At 64.8% G+C, this 16922-nt stretch carries 14 protein-coding genes; 6 read left to right on the top strand and 8 right to left on the bottom strand.

The genetic code is table 11. The features are described 5' to 3' along the window. Positions 1 to 73: 73 nt before the first annotated feature. Complete coding sequence (locus tag ABIC78_RS07820) at positions 74 to 1237, top strand: PepSY-associated TM helix domain-containing protein (protein WP_354488717.1); 1164 nt, start codon at positions 74 to 76, stop codon at positions 1235 to 1237. On the opposite strand, the gene ABIC78_RS07815 is transcribed toward ABIC78_RS07820, so the two are convergent. Next, positions 1216 to 2121, bottom strand: a complete 906-nt coding sequence (locus ABIC78_RS07815) for a LysR family transcriptional regulator (protein WP_354488715.1) — start codon at positions 2119 to 2121, stop codon at positions 1216 to 1218. The two genes, ABIC78_RS07820 and ABIC78_RS07815, sit on opposite strands and share 22 nt — an antisense overlap. A gap of 90 nt (positions 2122 to 2211) precedes the next feature. Between ABIC78_RS07815 and ABIC78_RS07810 the strand changes: the two genes are divergently transcribed. Beyond that, positions 2212 to 3162 (top strand): NAD-dependent epimerase/dehydratase family protein, encoded by a 951-nt coding sequence (locus ABIC78_RS07810; RefSeq protein ID WP_354488713.1) that lies wholly within the window; start codon positions 2212 to 2214, stop codon positions 3160 to 3162. Between the two features lie 48 nt (positions 3163 to 3210). Here the strand turns inward: ABIC78_RS07810 and ABIC78_RS07805 are convergent, their stop codons facing one another. Beyond that, positions 3211 to 5409: a TonB-dependent receptor gene (locus ABIC78_RS07805; RefSeq protein ID WP_354488711.1), complete on the bottom strand. Its 2199-nt coding sequence runs from the start codon at positions 5407 to 5409 to the stop codon at positions 3211 to 3213. 187 nt (positions 5410 to 5596) lie between these two features. On the opposite strand from ABIC78_RS07805, the gene ABIC78_RS07800 reads away from it, so the two are divergent. Both ABIC78_RS07800 and ABIC78_RS07795 read left to right on the top strand, forming a co-directional pair. Beyond that, positions 5597 to 6967, top strand: coding sequence for a histidine kinase (locus tag ABIC78_RS07800; protein WP_169047767.1), 1371 nt, complete (start codon positions 5597 to 5599; stop codon positions 6965 to 6967). Further along, positions 6967 to 7581 carry a response regulator gene (locus ABIC78_RS07795; protein WP_054131177.1) on the top strand — a complete coding sequence of 205 codons (615 nt, stop codon included), beginning with the start codon at positions 6967 to 6969 and terminating at the stop codon, positions 7579 to 7581. The genes ABIC78_RS07800 and ABIC78_RS07795 overlap by 1 nt, the downstream gene beginning before the upstream one ends. A 22-nt stretch (positions 7582 to 7603) precedes the next feature. Here ABIC78_RS07795 and ABIC78_RS07790 read toward each other — a convergent pair whose 3' ends face one another. The 3 genes from ABIC78_RS07790 to ABIC78_RS07780 all read right to left on the bottom strand — a co-directional run bounded on the left by ABIC78_RS07790 (position 7604) and on the right by ABIC78_RS07780 (position 11616). Then, on the bottom strand, positions 7604 to 9334 hold the full coding sequence (locus ABIC78_RS07790; RefSeq protein WP_354488708.1) for a phospholipase D-like domain-containing protein: 1731 nt from the start codon (positions 9332 to 9334) through the stop codon (positions 7604 to 7606). Positions 9335 to 9523: 189 nt separating this feature from the next. Next, positions 9524 to 10222, bottom strand: coding sequence for a VIT1/CCC1 transporter family protein (locus ABIC78_RS07785; protein ID WP_169047770.1), 699 nt, complete (start codon positions 10220 to 10222; stop codon positions 9524 to 9526). Positions 10223 to 10371: 149 nt separating this feature from the next. Next, positions 10372 to 11616, bottom strand: a complete 1245-nt coding sequence (locus ABIC78_RS07780) for a GTP-binding protein (RefSeq protein WP_354488706.1) — start codon at positions 11614 to 11616, stop codon at positions 10372 to 10374. Between the two features lie 139 nt (positions 11617 to 11755). On the opposite strand from ABIC78_RS07780, the gene ABIC78_RS07775 reads away from it, so the two are divergent. Next, the gene (locus ABIC78_RS07775) at positions 11756 to 12424 is read left to right on the top strand and encodes a hypothetical protein (RefSeq protein WP_354488704.1); all 669 of its coding nucleotides are present in this window, start codon (positions 11756 to 11758) and stop codon (positions 12422 to 12424) included. Positions 12425 to 12568: 144 nt separating this feature from the next. Continuing rightward, positions 12569 to 13879 (top strand): chromate efflux transporter, encoded by a 1311-nt coding sequence (gene chrA / locus ABIC78_RS07770; RefSeq protein WP_354488702.1) that lies wholly within the window; start codon positions 12569 to 12571, stop codon positions 13877 to 13879. A 16-nt stretch (positions 13880 to 13895) separates the two neighbouring features. Here the strand turns inward: chrA and ABIC78_RS07765 are convergent, their stop codons facing one another. The 3 genes from ABIC78_RS07765 to ABIC78_RS07755 are packed head-to-tail and all read right to left on the bottom strand — an operon-like array spanning position 13896 to position 16845. Continuing rightward, positions 13896 to 14546 (bottom strand): DUF6445 family protein, encoded by a 651-nt coding sequence (locus ABIC78_RS07765; protein WP_354488700.1) that lies wholly within the window; start codon positions 14544 to 14546, stop codon positions 13896 to 13898. Positions 14547 to 14556: 10 nt separating this feature from the next. Then, on the bottom strand, positions 14557 to 15273 hold the full coding sequence (locus tag ABIC78_RS07760) for a SapC family protein (RefSeq protein ID WP_022675901.1): 717 nt from the start codon (positions 15271 to 15273) through the stop codon (positions 14557 to 14559). 21 nt (positions 15274 to 15294) lie between these two features. Further along, positions 15295 to 16845, bottom strand: coding sequence for a tryptophan halogenase family protein (locus tag ABIC78_RS07755; RefSeq protein ID WP_171798399.1), 1551 nt, complete (start codon positions 16843 to 16845; stop codon positions 15295 to 15297). Positions 16846 to 16922 lie beyond the last annotated feature (77 nt).

Below are 16922 nucleotides of genomic sequence, written 5' to 3'. Positions count from 1 at the left end.
TTGGCGAATCCCTCGGGTGGAATTCACAGCTGCCCTAATTGATATTGATATTGGTTTGCAATAATTGATCGTAATGAGACCGACGATTCGCCCACCCGGCACCATCGCCCTGCGCAAATGGTTGCAACGGCTGCATAGCTGGCTGGGGCTCAGCCTTGGGCTGGTCCTGGCCGTGATGGGCGCGACAGGTGCCATGCTGTCTTTCCAGGACGACATCCAGGCGCGGCTGATCGCGCCGCTGCCCGTGCGCGCGGGTGAGGCGGTGCTGGCCCCAGCGGTCTTGCTGCAACGCGCCGCACTGGCGCAGCCGGGCAAGGCGATCGCGCGGTTCGAGGTGGACAGCGATCCCACCGTGCCGGCGCGGATCAGCTATGTTGACAAGGCAGCTGGGGCCAAAGAGCGTGAAACCGTGCTGCTGGACCGCCGTGACGGGCGCATTCTGGGGCCGCTGCCCGCTGCTGCGCTGTTCGATACGGTAGAGCGGGTGCACCGTTGGCTGGCGATGCCGGGCAATGGCAAGGGTTGGGGGCGGATCGTGACCGGCAGCGCGGCGATCGCGCTGATCGTGCTGGCGCTGGGTGGGCTCTATCTGCGCTGGCCGACCAAGCCGCGTGACTGGCGCGCGTGGTTGACCATTCCGCCGGGGCGAAAGGGCCGCTGGTGGTGGCGCGAGGTACACCTGCTGCTCGGCGGGCTGATGATGGCGGTCTATCTGCTCAGCGCGCTGACCGGGCTGTGGTGGTCGTTCGATTGGTATCGTGGCGGGGTTCAGCGCCTGTTGGGCGCAGAGCAGGCCGAGAAGGTCAAGGCGCGCGGCAAACCTGATTTCGCCCTGGCTTGGCAGGGGTTTGACGCGGCAACCGCAGGTCATTCCTATCAGCGGATCATGCTGATCGTGCCGGAAAAGGGTGCTGCCTTGCGCTATCGCGCGCTGCCCGTGGCGGCGCGGCACAACCGGGCGGATGATGCCGTGACGATCGACGGGGCGACCGGCAAGGTTCTGGCCACCGATTTTGCCGCGCAACGGCCAAGCGGTGCTGTCATCGTCGCCAGCATGTTCGAAATCCACCGCGGCGCGTTCTTTGGCCTGCCCGGGCGGATCGCGCTGTTCGTGACCAGCCTCAGCCTGCCGTTCTTTGCGATCAGCGGCGTGTGGTTCTACCTCGCCCGTCGCCGCATGAAGCGGAAGGGGCGGGCACGGCGCGTCGCCTCAGTTCAGCCGATCGCAACGCCCTGAGGCCCTGCTGCCGCCAGACTTTCCACCAGGGCATCGAACACGGCACGATGGCGGGCGCTGGATCGCAAGTCTTCGTGCATGACGACCCACAGCGGCAGATCAAACGAAAACGCATCGGGCAGTACACGGATCAACGCGGCATCGCGCGCGGCCACGGCCACCTGGCAGATGCCGATGCCAAAGCCCGCGCGGATCGCGGCGAGTTGCACCAGCGCGTTGTCGATCCGCAGCGCGAAATCGCTGTGCTCCAGACCCGGCAAGGCGTCGAGCACCGCGCGGGACAGATCGCCAATGCTGTCGACCCCGATCAGGTCATGGCGTGCCAGATCGGCAATGACCTTGGGTTGGCCATGCCGAGCGAGATAGTCGGCATGGGCATAGAGCCCGAGTTCCAGCGCGCCGAGCTTGCGCGCGAGCAGGGCCTGTTGCGTCGGGGCGACCATGCGGATGGCGATATCGGCATGGCGTTGCAGCAGGTCACCGATCGCGTCACTTGCCACCAATTCGATGCTGAGTTCCCGGTAACGTTGGCGCAGCATGGTGAGCACCGGTGGCAGATGCTCGGCCGCCACCACCTCGCTGGCGGTAATCCGGACCGTTCCGGCAATCGCGTCTGCGCCCGCCGTTGCGGTGCGCAGCAGCGCGGCCGAGGTGGCCAGCATGGCTTCCGCATAGGGTTGCAGGGCAATGGCCCGATCGGTGGGCGAAAGGCCGCGTTGCGAGCGCAGGAACAAGGTGCCACCCACCGCCTGTTCCAGTGCCTCGATATGGCGGGCGACGCTGGGCTGGGTTAGCCCCAGGGCCCGCGCCGCCGCCGAGAGCGAGCCTTCGCGAAGCACGGCGGCGAAGGTGCGGTAGATATCCCAGTTTGGCTCTCGGTTCATCTATTTCCGTATAGCCGCTTGCCGCATTCAGTCAATTTCATGGATCGTGCTCTTGCGCCAATCCTGTCGCCGTCAACACAGGAGAGCGACATGGAACGGATTGCGCTGGTTTTGGGCGTGACGGGGGGCATCGGCGGCGCCGTGGCCCGGCGGCTGGTGGAACGCGGGTGGAGCGTGCGCGCACTGGTGCGGGCGCACAGCGCACACCGGGTGCCGCAGGGCGTAGCGGCGGTGATCGGCGATGCCATGGATCGGGCGGCGGTTGCGGCGGCGGCAGAGGGCGCAAGGGTTATCGTGCACGCCGTCAATCCGCCCGGCTACCGCAACTGGGACACCGTGGTCTTGCCGATGCTGGACAACACCATTGCCGCGGCGCGGGTCAACCGCGCGCAGATTTTGCTGCCGGGCACCATCTACAACTATGGCCCTGACAGCTTCCCGCTGATCGCTGAAACCGCGCAGCAGCATGCCGTCACGCGCAAGGGCGCGATCAGGGTTGAGATGGAGCGCCGGCTGCGCGCTGCTGCCGATGCTGGAGACGTTCGCGCGCTGATCGTGCGGGCCGGCGATTTCTTTGGCCCAGGCGCGGCCAACAGCTGGTTTGCCCAAGGCCTGATCACGCCGGGCGCCCGTCCGCGGATTATCCGCAATCCCGCCACGCGCGGCGTCGGGCATCTCTGGGGCTATCTTCCCGATGTGGCCGAAACCATGGTCCGCCTGGTGGAGCATGATCAGGTGCCGGCCTTTGCCAACTATCACATGGGTGGGCACTGGGACGACACGGGCACCGCGATGGTCGAGGCCATTGCCGAGGCGTTGGGCGCGCCAAAGGTGCGGATTGCTCCGTTCCCGTGGTGGGCGCTGCGCCTGGCCGCCCCATTTGCGCAGATGCCACGCGAATTGATGGAGATGCGCTATCTTTGGCAGCAGCCGGTGCGGCTGGACAATGCCCAACTGATCGCGCTGCTGGGCGAAGAGCCGCACACGCCGCTTCCCCAAGCCGTGCGCGCCACGCTCGCCGCGCTGGGCTGCATGCCCTGATCCGCCACGGCAGCGTTGCCCCGATCAAGCGCCGGGGCAACGCCGGGATCAGAAGCTCTTGCTGATGCCTACGAAAATGCCGCGCCGCGCCCCGAACGAGGGCGCCCCGACACCCACGCCGGTCCCGTCGCGGATTTCATAGACGTGGTCGAACAGGTTCTGCACATCAACGCGCACGTCAAACCCGCTGTTGCCAAACTTGTGGCCGGCCGAAAGGTTGAACGTGACATAGGATGGCAGCGAGGCGCCGTTGGGCACGGTGCTGCCATCGGCCAAGACCAGGTCGCTGCGCAGGCCAGAGCCCAGGATCGCGCTGGCGCTGACGCGCGAGCCGGCCAGGGCGCCATCGCGCCAGTTGTAAGACGCGCCCGCCGATCCCGACCAGGTCTGGTTGTGATCGAGGTAGATGTAATGGTTGGCGATATAGGCAAGGTCGGCAGCGGCAAAGTTGTATTCGTTGGACACGATATCGGTGCCCTGGGCCTTGGCATAGGCGATGTTGCCATAGGCGTTGAAGCCGCCGTGGCTGTAGTTCAGCGTCAGTTCGGTGCCAAAGATGCGTCCACGCGCATAGTTGAACGGGGTCAGGATGATCGGGGCGCCGAACTGGCCTTCGTCCACCAGATGGGTGGAGCGGCGGATATAGCCATCGAGGCCCAGCGTGAAGTTGCCGATCTTCTGCTCGAAACCCGCATCCCAGTAGTTTTCGCGCTGGGCATAGGTGGTGTTGTTGGTCCGCACGTTGGGCGAGGCGGTGGTGTTGTAGACCTGTGCCAGGTTGCTGTCGGCAATGAGTTCGAATGGCGCCGGCGAAAAGTAGCGGGCATAGCCGGCATGCACTGTCAGCCCATGACCCGGCGTCCATACCATGTTTGCCCGCGGGGAAAGCTGCCGCTCGTTGCGCGGGCCGTCGTTTTCATCGAACCGTGCGCCATAGTTCAGCACGAAATGCGGCGTGATGTGCCATTCGTCCTGAAGATAGGCGCTATAGGTGCGCTGGGTAACGCCGATCGCGAACGGCAGCGAGATCGGCTGGGCGTTGGCCAGGATCGCGCCTTGCTGCCATCCCTGGTCGGGCTGGGTGGGATCGAACGTATCGCCGGTGGTCGGGAACACGTTGGTGTTGGTGCTGCTGGTCGAACGGTCGTGCTCGAACAGCAGCCCGGCGCGCAGGGTGTGCTGTTCCGACAGCTTGTAGGCGCTATCGACCTGGAACGCGAAAGTCGTGTCCTTCTTGTTGGCATACTGTGCCTCACCATTGAACAGCAGTTCGCCGGTATAGTCTGGCCGATAGGTGAGGGTCGCCACGCGGCCGATGGCCGAGGCCTGGAACGAGAACGGCCCGGCGGCATGCAGCCACGACAGCGCGCCAAAGCCGAAGGTCTGCAACTGCCGTTCGTTGAGGTTTTCGCTGTTGAAGCTGGTCTGCCCGTTGACCGACACCGGATTGCCATTGGCATCGGTCTGCCCGCCCACCAGCCCGGTGGGATTGGGGATCTGATAGGCCTGGTTGGTATAGCCACCGGTCAGCGCGATGCGGTCGTTGGCGCCCAGGATATGGTCGATATAGCCAAAGCCGTTGAACTGGTCGGTCTGATCGTGGATGGCGTGGCGGTTGCCGTTGACGTTTTCGATGCCCAGGTCGGAATGCTTGTAGTCGCCCGAGGCGAACCAGCTGGTTGCGCCTGAGCTTCCCGCGATCTGCACGCTGGGTTCGATCGTGCCCTGGCTGCCGCCATAGACACTGACCGTGGTGCCGTCCTTGAGGCCGGACTTGGTGGTGATATCGATGATGCCGCCAGTGCGCAGGCCATATTGCGCGGGCAGGGTGCCGGTTACCAGGCTGATCTTGTCGACCAGGCGGGGTGAGAGCATCTGGCCGAACACCGCGATGCTTTCGGGAATGATCACGCCGTTGATGCGGTATTGCACGCCGTTGTGTTCATCCCGCACGTGGAACTGGCCGAACTGGTCCTGGCTGACACCGGGCATTTGCAGGATGATATCCTGGATCGGCTGGTTGTCGGCGCCGGGCAGGTTCTGGATCGCCTTCTGGTCCAGCGTATAGGTCGATGCGCCCAGGCTGGTCTTGATGCTTTCGCGCGCATCGTTGAGCCGCTGGGCGGTCACGACGATTTCGGACGGGGGCGCTGCATCGCTTTCGGCAAAGGCGGCCGGGGCGGCAAAGGCGGCATAGAGACCGGTAGAGGCCAGAAAGCAGGTGCGAAGGGCCTGACGCGAAAGCATGGTTTCAATATCCCTGGAAAGGTCTCGTGTTCTTGCCAGGGTAGCTAGCGGTGGCCTCGCCCAGCGAACATGGCAGCCTTTCCCGATTTTGCCGGGAAAAATTCCCGATCGTGATTGCAGGCCTTGCCACGGCGCAGACTGTGCTAGGCGGCGTGAACCTGAACGTCTTCACATGCCGGCACGAACCATGTCTCTGCGTCTGCGCGTCATCCTGCTTATCACCCTGGTGCTGGCTTCCAGCCTGACGCTGTGCGCGCTGCTGGTGGGCTATCAGGTTCGCCAGGAACTGGCTGCCGAACTGCGCGCGGCGATGGCGGGCGCGCGGCAAACCGCCAGCGGCACGTTTGAAGACCTGCCTCGCTCCGATCATTCGCTCCGCGATCTGCGGCAACTCGTCCACGCCTTCGATGGCAATCGGCATGTGCGCATGGCGGTGGTCGATCGGCAGGGACAGGCCCTGCTCACCTCGCGTCCCAGTGGAGAGGCGCCACCGCCAGCCTGGTTTGGCCGTCTTGTGGAAGTGGAGGCGGCTGCGGTTGTCTTGCCCATTCCCGATGCGCCGGGACAGGGTCTGGCACCAGGCCTGCGCCTGGTCCTGACGCCCACGCCGCAGTCTGATGCGCGATCGGCCTGGAACGAGGCATTCACCATGCTCAAGGTGATCGCCGGGGTTGCCCTGATCGGTGGCGTGCTGATCTGGCTGGCGGTGGGGGCGGGGCTGCGCCCGCTGGTCTTGCTGGGTGAACAGTTCGCCAAGGTGGGGCAGGGCGATTATGCCGCCGCCGTGCCAGAGGCGGGGCCACCGGAATTGCGCCTGTTGCAGCGCGGGTTCAATGCGATGACCGGGCAACTGGCAGCAACGATGCGGCGCAACCGCCAGTTGGGCGACCAGATCGTCCGCCTGCAAGAGGAAGAGCGCGCCGAAATCGCGCGTGACCTGCATGATGAGATCGGCCCGCGCTTGTTTGCCGTGGGCCTCGATGCCGCACTGCTGGCGCAGCTGTGCGAAGCGGGCAAGCCCGCAGAGGCGATCCGCCATGCCCAGGAAATCCAGCAGGCGGTGGTGCATATGCAGGGGCAGGTGCGAGACCTGCTCGGTTGGTTGCGCCCGGCGCGGCTTACCGAATTTGGCCTGGCGGCGGCGATCAAGGATCTCGTGGCGTTCTGGGCAGGACGGCGCGGGGACATAGCCTTCGCGCTCGATCTACCCGAAACCGCACTGGATGAAAGCACGGCCGAGGTCGCCTACCGCGTGGTGCAGGAGGCCTTGAGCAATGCCATGCGCCATGCCCGGCCCGCCCGCATTGCCATCACGCTTACACACGAAGCACCGGATCGCTTGACCGTGCGGATCGAAAACGACGGCGTACCACAGGCCGCGCCCGATGCATCGCGCAGTGGCGGGTTGGGCCTGCTGGGCATGCGCGAGCGGGTGGAAGCCCATGGGGGGCAACTGGCCTATGGACGCGAAGCCGCTGCGGCGGTGTGGCTGGTGCGTGCGCAACTGCCGTGCCAGATCCACGCAGTGCCGGCGGCAAACGGGCAGGAGCAGGCGTGATGAACATTCTGCTGGTTGATGATCACGCGATCGTGCGGGCCGGACTTGGCCGCATGCTGATGATGACGCCGGGCACACAGGTGTTCGAGGCGGCGACCGGGCGCGACGGGCTGGCAATCGCGCGGGCCAACACGCTCGACCTGGTGATCCTTGATCTCAACCTGCCGGAACTCGGCGGGATCGAACTGGTCGCTCGCCACCGCCAGATCGGCGCGACGCCGATCCTCGTGCTGTCGATGCACGCCGACCCACTTTATGTGGCGCGGGCGCTCAACGCCGGGGCGCAGGGCTATGTCAGCAAGAACGCGTCGCCCGATGAACTGCTGCTCGCCATTCGCAAGGTCGCGGCGGGGGAACGCTATGTCGAACAGGCAATCGCCCAGGAACTGGTGACCCAGGCCTATGTCCCGGCCACGACCCTGGCACAACTGGCGCCGCGCGACCTGGAAATCCTCCGCCACTTGGCCGCCGGGCGCAGCCTGAGCGAAATCGCCGATATCCTCGGGCTGGGATACAAGACGATCGCCAACAACTGCAGCCTGATCAAAAGCAAGCTGGGCGTGGTGCGCACCGCCGATCTGCTGCGCATCGCGCTGGAAGCCGGCCTGTCCTGACGCTGCCAGAGCGTGGCACGGTTCAGCGCCCTGGCCAGTTGGGAAAGAACAGCCGCTGGCGATTGGTCTTGAGGCGCCCGGGCTGGGTATACTCGCCCAGCCAGCCGTCGCTTTCGTCCAGGAACTTGGCTTCGGTCAGCGGCTTGCCTTCGGCAGCGAGGCGGTCGATCACCTGACGGGCATAGAAGTGGCGGAAGATCCGGTCGAATTCCGTCAGGTAGACGTCGGCCACATCGGTATCACCGCGGATCAGCAGCATGTTCTCGTCGTTGGCTTCCAGCGATGATGTCGAAAAGTTGGCCGATCCGGTGCAAACCAGCGGATTGTCTCCCAAGGGATCGATCAGCAGGAACTTGGTGTGGATGAAGAACACGTGCCCCTGCTTGCGGAACAACTCTTCCTTGAGGAACCACGCATCGAGGCTTGAGGGTGGGAACACCTTCTTGCTCTTGGCATAGTCACCCAGGATGGATCCATAGGCCGCCACCACGTCACGGTCTTGCGCCATCTTGGCTTTCAGCAGCTTGTCCGGCTCATCCTCCAGCAGGATGAAGCGCACGAATGGCCGATCGATACCGAACTGCGCGGCAAGCAGCTTGTTCACGCCGAACGCGGCGGTGAACATGACCGTGCCGGTCGCAGCGGCAATCTGGTCGGCATACCAGGCTAGCATTACGTCGTTCTTGCGTGGGGAGAAGAACGTGGTGATGCCAGGCGGTGCCGTCAGCGCATCGAGATCGTCCTGTGGCGTCTTGGCCTGGGTCCAGGTGGAAAGTTCCGGCGTTGTCGGATCTTTCGACAACTCGGTCCAGTAATCGAGGTAGTCTTGCGCGACATCGCGGTTGCGCACGATATGGACCACGTTGGTCTGGCCGATGAAGCCCGAGGCGGTGAAATTTGCCGATCCGGCGAGCACTTCCACAGCTTCCCCGCCGCGCAGCCACACGATGAACTTGTTGTGCGGGATATTGCGGCGGCGCGTGCGCTTGATGAGCCGCAGGTTGGGCTGGTTGGCCAGGCCGAGCCGTTCGATCGCGTTCTTGGCGGTCGTTGTTGCGCTTGTCGGCACTTGTGTGTGGGTCTTTTCGTCAAGTTCGGTTCCCGCCTCGTGCACGATGCGCACGTCCACACCGCGCGCGGCCGCCGCGCGCAGCGCCTTGAGGATGGGGGTATAGGTGAATTCATAGGCCGCAACGCGCAGGGAATCCCCGTCTGCCGCCTTGGCGATGAAATCCAGCGCCGCCTGCAACGCCCCCCGCGAAAGCCACTGCACCTCGCGGTCGGCGGGATCGTCCTCGTCCTTCGGCTTCTGGTTGTGGAAGGTTTCGGCAAACGCCTGGGAGGCGACCGCACCAAAATTGAAATAGACGCCGTGCGCGCCGGCCGTCGGGTCAATCGTCGCTATCGTGATCTCGGCAGCATCGCCCAGTGTGACGGCCGCCACCGGTCCATACACCGGATGCACCCGATAGGTGATGTCCTGGCCGGGGGCGGCGTTGAAGTCTGACCAGATCAGGCTTTGGATCGGGTAGCGGTTGCTGGGATAGCTTTCGGCCGGATCGGGGTTTGGCTCCACGCTGGCAAAGACCTTGCGCCCTTGCAGCCAGACCGGTTCCCCGTTTTCCAGCCGGGCAATGGCAAAGCCCAGCAGTCCGTCGCGCGCCTGCTCTGCAATATCGATCGCCAGCAAAACCACGCGCGTGCCGGAAATGGCCCGCAGCCGAAGAAATCCCGTTTCCGTGGTGACCCGCATGCCCTGTCCCCCGCCCTATTCGCAGTCCACAGTAATATTCAGATCGCGAATCAGAATATCATGAATCTGGAAATATGGGGCGATAAATAGCGCCGGCGTGGAATGTATTGATCAATGCATTGATTTTGACCGGAACGACTGGTCAGGTAATCGTCACCTTTTCATCACGGCCCCGCGCTGCTGACGCGCTTAAACGACTGTGCCCACCAGCCGGCCGATACCCGCCGTAACGGCCAGCGCCAGCGCCCCCCAGAACGTGACGCGGGCCGTGGCGCGCCATACATTGGCGCCACCGGTGACAGCACCGATTGCACCGAGCACGGCCAGGAACAGCAGCGAGCCGACGATTTCGATCGGGATCAGCCAGGCACGAGGCGCGATCGCCGCGATCAGCACCGGCATGGCGGCGCCAAAGGTGAATGTTGCTGCCGAGGTGAATGCGGCCTGGATCGGCCGGGCCGTATTGGCAACGGTGATGCCCAGTTCGTCGCGGGCATGCGCGGCGAGAGCGTCCTTGGCCATCAGTTCGCGGGCGATGATATGCGCCGTTGCGTCATCGATGCCGCGCCCGCGATAGATGCCGGCCAGTTCTTCCAGTTCGCCGGAAAAGTCTGCGGACAGTTCGGCCCGTTCGCGCGCCAGGTCGGCCTGCTCGGTATCGTGCTGCGAACTGACCGAGACATATTCGCCCGCAGCCATCGACATCGCCCCCGCGACCAGGGCCGCCAGCGCTGCGATCAGCACGCTGGACCGCGTGCCGCCGGCCGCAGCGACGCCCAGGATCAGGCTGGACGTGGAAAGAATGCCATCGTTTGCGCCCAGCACCGCGGCGCGCAGCCATCCGATCCGGTCGACGAGATGATATTCGCGGCCCGCTTGCTTGGTCATCGGCACAGGTACGTTTCCTTTGTCAGCAAGGTTGCCCTGCGCAATGCCTGGACAGACGCGAGTGGCACACGGCAAGAGGCGGGAAAACGCCCTTACCTTGTCGCCGTTCCAGGCTGCTGTCACGCCCCAATTGTGGCGCGGGGCAGGGCTTAATCGGCCATGGCCATGCTTTCCCCCCAGGCGGGAAAGGGATCGGGCAGCGTTGCCCATGCATCCGGGGTGAAGGCCTGAGCCGGGACCAGGCATGCATCAAGATCGCGGCGGATGCGGGCCTCGTCCATGCCGATGCCGATGAACACGAGTTCCTGGCGTCGATCCCCCCACTGCGCATGCCAATGCTGCGCAACAAACTGTTCGAAGCGATCGTCGGCAGGCCATTGCTGTTTGGGAATGCTGCCCCACCAGCGGCCCATCCGCGCGGTCATCGTCTGGCTGCCGGCCACGGCCAGTTCACCGACCCAATCCGGCCTGGTCGCCAGCCAGAAATGGCCCTTGGCGCGCACCACCTGATCGAGGCCGTTGGTGGTCAGAAAGGCGTGGAGGCTGGCGGGATCGAACGGTTGGCGTGCGCGATAGACGAAGCTTTCGATGCCATATTCCTGGGTTTCGGGAACGTGGCTGGCATAGCCATAGAGTTCCTTGGCCCACAGCGGATGCTGCGCCGCCTTTTCTTCGTCGAACAGACCCGTGGCGAGAATATCGGCAAGTTCTATCCGGCCATGATCACACATGCGGATGCGGGCATCGGCATTGAGGCTTGCCACCAGCTTGCATACCAGTTGCAGATGATCCTGTGTCACGGCCGACGCCTTGTTGATGACCACCACGTCGGCAAATTCGATCTGCTCAACCAACAGGCCCACCAGGCTGCGGTCATCCTCGTCGCCCAGCGCCTCCCCGCGGTCGGCCAGGAAATCCTGACTGGCGTAATCCTTGAGCAGGTTGACGGCATCGACCACCGTAACCATGGTATCGAGCCGCGCCACGTCGCCCAGGCACATGCCAGCCTCGTCACGGAACGAGAAGGTAGAGGCAACCGGGAGCGGTTCGGAAATGCCCGTGCTTTCGATCACCAGGTAATCGAACCGCCCGGCTTGCGCCAGCGCCCGCACTTCGTGGAGCAGATCATCACGCAAGGTGCAGCAGATGCAGCCGTTGGTCATTTCAACCAGCGCTTCCTCGCTGCGCGACAGCGCCGCCTCACCGCCACGCACCAGGTCGGCATCGATGTTCACTTCCGACATGTCGTTGACGATGACGGCAACGCGCAGACCGGCGCGGTTGGCGAGGATGTGGTTAAGCAGCGTAGTCTTGCCCGCACCAAGAAATCCCGACAGCACGGTGACGGGAAGGCGGGAGTCAACGACGGGCGGCATAGCGGTGGGATCGGTCATCGTTTCTGTCCTGCGAATCATGATATAATGTATCATCCAGGTTATTTCGCAATGACGCAAGCGTGGTTTGTGGCCAGGGCTCGGTGAATGGTGGCGGTGGCTACTTGCCTATCGCCGTCGCCGCCGCCAAACTAACCCGATGAAACGGATGCCTTATCTTGCCGCCGCGTTGTCTCTCCTGCTTGCCGGGTTTGCGCCTGTCCCGGTGCAGGCCCAAACTGCCGATGGCGACGTTCCGCTCACCCCGCAAACCTTGGGCGATGCGCTGTCATGCCGATCGCGCGATGCGCTCGAGGCGTTTGCCGGGGCGCTGTTCCTGGCTGGCGATGCGCCGCCCTGGATGCACGAAATCAAGGATGACAAGCAGACCGAGGGCATGCTCGGCCTGTATGGCTATACCCTGGCTAAGCCGGCGATGCTGCTGGGCGAGCCGGTCGAACGCGTCTATTTCATGCAGAACTGGGTGGTAACGCTGTGGCCGCGCAAAAAGGCCGAGGCGTTTATCGCGGCACACCACCTGGAGCGCGCGCCGATCAAGGCGACCGAGCAGTATTACCATTTCATCGATCCCGAAAGCGGGCCGATGCTGGGCGCGTTCGAACCGACCGGCAATGCCATGGCGGCGATGCTGGCCAAGGCCTTTGGCGGTGAAGCACCGCATTCCGCGCCCAGCGACAGTCTGTTCGTGGGCTGCAACTATGCCGTGGCATCGCAAGAGATGTTCCTCGATGCAGCGCGCCAGTCTGACGCGATCGTGGGCCGCAAGGCGCATGAGATTGGTGAGGCGGTGGCACCGAAAAAGCCCTGACCTTTGCAGCCCCGATTGCCTTGGCCGAACCCATGGATTAGGCCAAGGCAACCGGGGCCATGCGACCTCCCGGTCAGGCGCGAGCCCAAGCGTTGCCTTTCGCTCGCCTGCGGTTTCGTGGGCGCAAAAGGTGTTGGCCGGGCCATGAACGAGACGTCTCCCCCTCCGCAATTCAACGAAATGGTGCGCGTGGCGGCGCGGATCGGCTGCCTCAGCTTTGGCGGGCCGGCCGGGCAGATCGCGCTGATGCACCGTGAACTGGTCGAGCAGCGCAAGTGGATCAGCCAGGATCAGTATCTGCACGCGCTGAATTTCTGCCATCTGCTGCCCGGGCCCGAGGCGCAGCAACTGGCGATCTGGATCGGGTGGAAGCTGCACGGCATTCGCGGCGGGCTGGCCGCCGGCTTGCTGTTCGTGATCCCCGGGGCGCTGGTAATCCTGGCGCTGTCCATCTTCTATGCCTCGGCCGCCGGATTGGCGTGGTTTGCGGCAGTATTCCTGGGGATCAAGGCGGCGGTATTGGCCATCGTGGTGCAGGCGCTGGCCCGTGTCGCCGGGCGGGCGCTCGGCACGCCGTTTCGCAAGGCGGTCGCCGCGCTGGCGTTTCTGGCGCTGTTCCTGTTCAACGCACCGTTTCCCCTTGTCGTGATCGGGTGCGGCGGCCTGGGCGCGGTGGTGGCGCGCTATCGGCCCGCCTCGCTGGGACTGGGAACGGCAGCGCCGTTGCTGCCCCATTCGCCGCGTCCCTGGGCGCATAGCCTATGGTCGATCGCCATCGGCGCCGCCGCCTGGGCAGCGCCGATGATCGCGGTTCTCGCCCTGTTGGGGCCGCACCATGTGCTGTGGCGCATCGGCCTGTTCTTTTCCAAGCTTGCCGTCGTGACCTTTGGTGGTGCCTACGCCGTGCTGGCCTACATGGCGCAGCAGGCCGTTGGCGCGCAGCACTGGTTGAGCGCGGCCGAGATGGGCGATGGGCTAGGCCTGGCGGAAACCACGCCGGGGCCACTGATCATGGTGACGCAGTTCGTGGGCTATCTCGCCGCGTTTCGCGCGCCGGCCCCGTTCACGCCCTTGGTGGCGGGCATACTCGGCGCGGGGTTGACCACCTGGGTCACCTTTGCCCCATGCTTTCTGTGGGTCTTTGCCCTGGCGCCGTGGATAGAGCGGCTCGAACATGCGCGCCTGCTCAAGGGAGCGTTGGCACTGATCACCTCGGCCATCGTTGGGGTGATCGCGAACCTCAGCGCCTGGTTTGCATTGCAGGTGCTGTTTGCGGTGCTCCGCCCGGTGCGGATCGGGCCCTTGGCGCTGAACGTGCCGGTTCTGAGCAGCTTTGACGTGCGGGCCGGGTTGCTGGTGGTGGTTTCTGCCTGGCTGATTTTGGGCCGCAAATGGAATGTCGCCTTCACCCTGGGCGTCGCCGGGCTCGGCGGTTGGCTGCTCTCTCTTGCCTGATTGGCCAGGGGCCAGGCTAAACCGGATCGATCCGCAGCAGGGCAGTGATCGTCAGGCGGTCACCGCCCGCCCATGATCCGGCCACGTCGCCGCAGTGCAGGCAGTTGGCAGGATAGACGATCAGCCGATTGTGCCGCAGCGCGGCAGCGCCGATCCGTTCGAACATGGCGGTGTCGTTGGTGTGATAGGCCGCGGGCGGCAGGCCGTGCCTTGCCGCATCGGCGGCCAGCGCCTGGCGCCAGGCCGGCGCGCGCGCCTTGGTTACCCGCTCAAACCCGGTGGCGCGGTGGCGGTGGAAGCTGGTGCCGCCATGCGGCGGATGGCACAGATAGTGCACCACGGCCTTGATCGTCTCGTCCGCATCGTCAAAGTGCGGGATGCGCTGCACCGGCGCGAGCGCCGCTGGATCGTGCGTGGCAATGGCGAAATCGGCGCGCAGCGCGCGCGCCTGCTCCAGGCCGGGCCAGGCCTGGACTGCGCGATTGAGCCAGTCTGTCCAGGCCGCCGGCGCTGGCGCGCGCACGCCGGGGTAAAGGTCGTCCGTGGTGGCGGCCAGGCTGGCTGCGGCGGCTGCAGCGTGGAGTGCCTGCGGCGCGGGATGGGCATCGTCGATGATCCACAGCGGGACAGCCTCGCGGCCCATGCGGATCGGGGGCTGGACCGGCACCGGCGGTCTCTCAGGCGCCCGGTGTGAACCAGTCGGCCTGCGCCGCCAAGCGGGCATTGCGGCGGCGGACCAGCGCGCCGACATGGTCTTGCGACAGGCACATTGCGGCCATGATCATCAGATCGGCGAAATCGGCAATGCCATCGCGGGCGCGGCCGAGCGCAACCTCGTCTATGCCGTAAAGGCCCGTCAGCAGGCTGGTACTGCCGTCGTGAAACGCCAGGTCCAGCTTGAACTCGCGCACGACCTTGTGTTCGAGCATCAGATCAACCAGCCGGCGCGTGGGCTCCTGGCCTTGCACCAGGCGGCCCAGGATCGCCTGGACCGAACGGAAATAGTCGCTTTCGCCGCCCTCGGCGGTGACGATCGGGCAGGGGCCGGCCGGATCGATCGCGGGGCTTTCGGTATCGATGCAGATCACTGCCTCGGCCCCTTCGCCACCCACGAAGAACGGCAGGCGCAGCAGGTTGAGCGGCAGGACATCGGCATCGATCGTGCTGCCGTTCCAGAACAGGTTTTCGTGCGGCTCAAGCCCCATCAGCGCGGCAGGATAGAACGCGCCGGTTTCCCCGTCCTTGGCCAGAAACACCGGGAACTGGCGCGCCACGGTGCGGATTTCGTCGGCTACCAACGGCACGAGGTGAACGGTGGCGGCGCTGGCCGCCGCGCGCGCGGGATCGATGCGGAGATCGGCGTGGTCGGTGCGGGTGAGTTGCGCAAGCTTCATCGTGGTTCGTCTCGTCTCGGCTCAGAGCGGCGGAAAGCGGTGCTGCGCCAGCTTGTCGAGCAGGGCGCGGTTGGTGGGCATCATCTGGCCAAGCTTGCGCTTCATCGCAGCGGTGCGGGCAAAGGCATCGTCGGCCATGTCACGCTGCGCCAGTTGGCCGGCGCGGGGCCGGGTGCGGAAACCCATGCCATAGAGCACGTATTGATAGCTGGCAGCGGGGAACATCTCGTGCGCACTTGCAAAGTCGTGCTCGCCAGGGGGCGTGTCGCGCCAGAGTTCGAGCTGATCCTGCAGGTCTTGCGGGATCGTGGCCGGATCGCGGTTGTCGCGCCAGAATGCCGTGTCGCTGCGTTCGGACAGCACATAGTGCAGCTTGAGGAACTCGATGATGCGGTCCCAGCGATAGCGCGTCATGCTGTTGAAGCGGCGGGCGACAAAGTCCATCGCCTGGCGCGTGGCGGGCATGCTGGTGGCGATGTAATCGGCCGATAGCTCGATCAGCACCAGGGCTGAAGCTTCCAGCGGTTCGAGAAAACCGGCCGCGAGGCCCACCGCGACCACGTTGTTCTTCCAGAACTGGGCGCGATGGCCCGAACGGATCGGGATTTCGCGCGGGGTCAGCCTGGCAAAACCGGGGCCGACATAGGCGGCGAGTTCTTCCTCGGCGCGATCGGCGCCAGCGTGGCGGCTGGAATAGACATAGCCGATGCCGCGCCGGGTGGGCAGGCCGATGTCCCAGATCCAGCCATGCTTTTGCGCGGTGGAAATGGTGTGCGAAGCGATCGGGCTGTCTTCCTCTACCGGCAGTTGCACGGCCAAGGCGCGATCGATGAACAGCACATCGGATCGATCGATGAACGGCACCTCCAGTGCCTCGCCCAGCAGGCGAGAAGCAAAGCCGGTGCAATCGACAAACAGGTCTGCCGCGATCGTGCCGCTGTCGCGGCCGATGACGGCAGCGATATCGCCATCGTCGCGCCGCGTGACGCCCACGATCTCGTCATCGATGTGGTTGACGCCCAGCTTGCCGGTGCAATGCGTGGCAAGAAGCTCACCCAGCTTCACCGCATCGAGATGATAGGCATAGTTGGCAATGCCGGCGTAATCGGGCGAGGTCATCAGCTTGGGCGCAAGGCCCTGTTCGCACAGGTATTCCTGAAAACAAACGGCATCGGAAAACGAAGGCCCGCCATTGCCGTTGCCCTGGGCGGCACTGTTCCAATAGGGCGCGAGGTCAAGATCGGGAAACCCTTCGGGCAAGACCAGCGGGTGATAGTAGAAATCATCCGCCGCGCCGGTGCGCCAGCGGGCGAACTTGGCGCCCTGCTTGAACGAGGCATGGCACGCGCGCATGAAATCGGTTTCGGCAATGCCGATCTTGCGCAAGGTGTTGCGCATGGTTGGCCAAGTGCCTTCGCCCACGCCGATCGTGCCGCGCGAGACGCTTTCGACCAGCGTGACCGCAAGATCGCGCCCATGGCGTGCGGCGATCAGCCCGGCGGTGAGCCAGCCAGCCGATCCGCCGCCAACGATGCAGACCGAACGGATCGCGCGGGGCGACGTGCCGGACATTGCCATGTATCTCCCGTCGTGTGTGCCCGGTTTCCCGGGCAGGAGGGGCGCGCACGGACAGTTTCCCGTTGCGCGCC

It is taken from the genome of Novosphingobium sp. 1529 (assembly GCF_040544855.1).
Lineage (GTDB): Bacteria > Pseudomonadota > Alphaproteobacteria > Sphingomonadales > Sphingomonadaceae > Novosphingobium > Novosphingobium capsulatum.
This window is presented reverse-complemented; position numbering and strand designations above follow the sequence as displayed.

Bases quoted from the DNA above. Each gene is read 5' to 3' on its own strand.
- ABIC78_RS07810 (WP_354488713.1), top strand. From the start codon at position 2,212: ATGGAACGGATTGCGCTGGTTTTGGGCGTGACGGGGGGCATCGGCGGC.
- ABIC78_RS07820 (WP_354488717.1), top strand. From the start codon at position 74: ATGAGACCGACGATTCGCCCACCCGGCACCATCGCCCTGCGCAAATGG.
- ABIC78_RS07780 (WP_354488706.1), bottom strand. From the start codon at position 11,616: ATGACCGATCCCACCGCTATGCCGCCCGTCGTTGACTCCCGCCTTCCC.
- ABIC78_RS07755 (WP_171798399.1), bottom strand. From the start codon at position 16,845: ATGTCCGGCACGTCGCCCCGCGCGATCCGTTCGGTCTGCATCGTTGGC.
- ABIC78_RS07785 (WP_169047770.1), bottom strand. From the start codon at position 10,222: ATGACCAAGCAAGCGGGCCGCGAATATCATCTCGTCGACCGGATCGGA.
- ABIC78_RS07790 (WP_354488708.1), bottom strand. From the start codon at position 9,334: ATGCGGGTCACCACGGAAACGGGATTTCTTCGGCTGCGGGCCATTTCC.
- ABIC78_RS07815 (WP_354488715.1), bottom strand. From the start codon at position 2,121: ATGAACCGAGAGCCAAACTGGGATATCTACCGCACCTTCGCCGCCGTG.
- chrA (WP_354488702.1), top strand. From the start codon at position 12,569: ATGAACGAGACGTCTCCCCCTCCGCAATTCAACGAAATGGTGCGCGTG.
- ABIC78_RS07795 (WP_054131177.1), top strand. From the start codon at position 6,967: ATGAACATTCTGCTGGTTGATGATCACGCGATCGTGCGGGCCGGACTT.
- ABIC78_RS07760 (WP_022675901.1), bottom strand. From the start codon at position 15,273: ATGAAGCTTGCGCAACTCACCCGCACCGACCACGCCGATCTCCGCATC.
- ABIC78_RS07800 (WP_169047767.1), top strand. From the start codon at position 5,597: ATGTCTCTGCGTCTGCGCGTCATCCTGCTTATCACCCTGGTGCTGGCT.
- ABIC78_RS07775 (WP_354488704.1), top strand. From the start codon at position 11,756: ATGAAACGGATGCCTTATCTTGCCGCCGCGTTGTCTCTCCTGCTTGCC.
- ABIC78_RS07805 (WP_354488711.1), bottom strand. From the start codon at position 5,409: ATGCTTTCGCGTCAGGCCCTTCGCACCTGCTTTCTGGCCTCTACCGGT.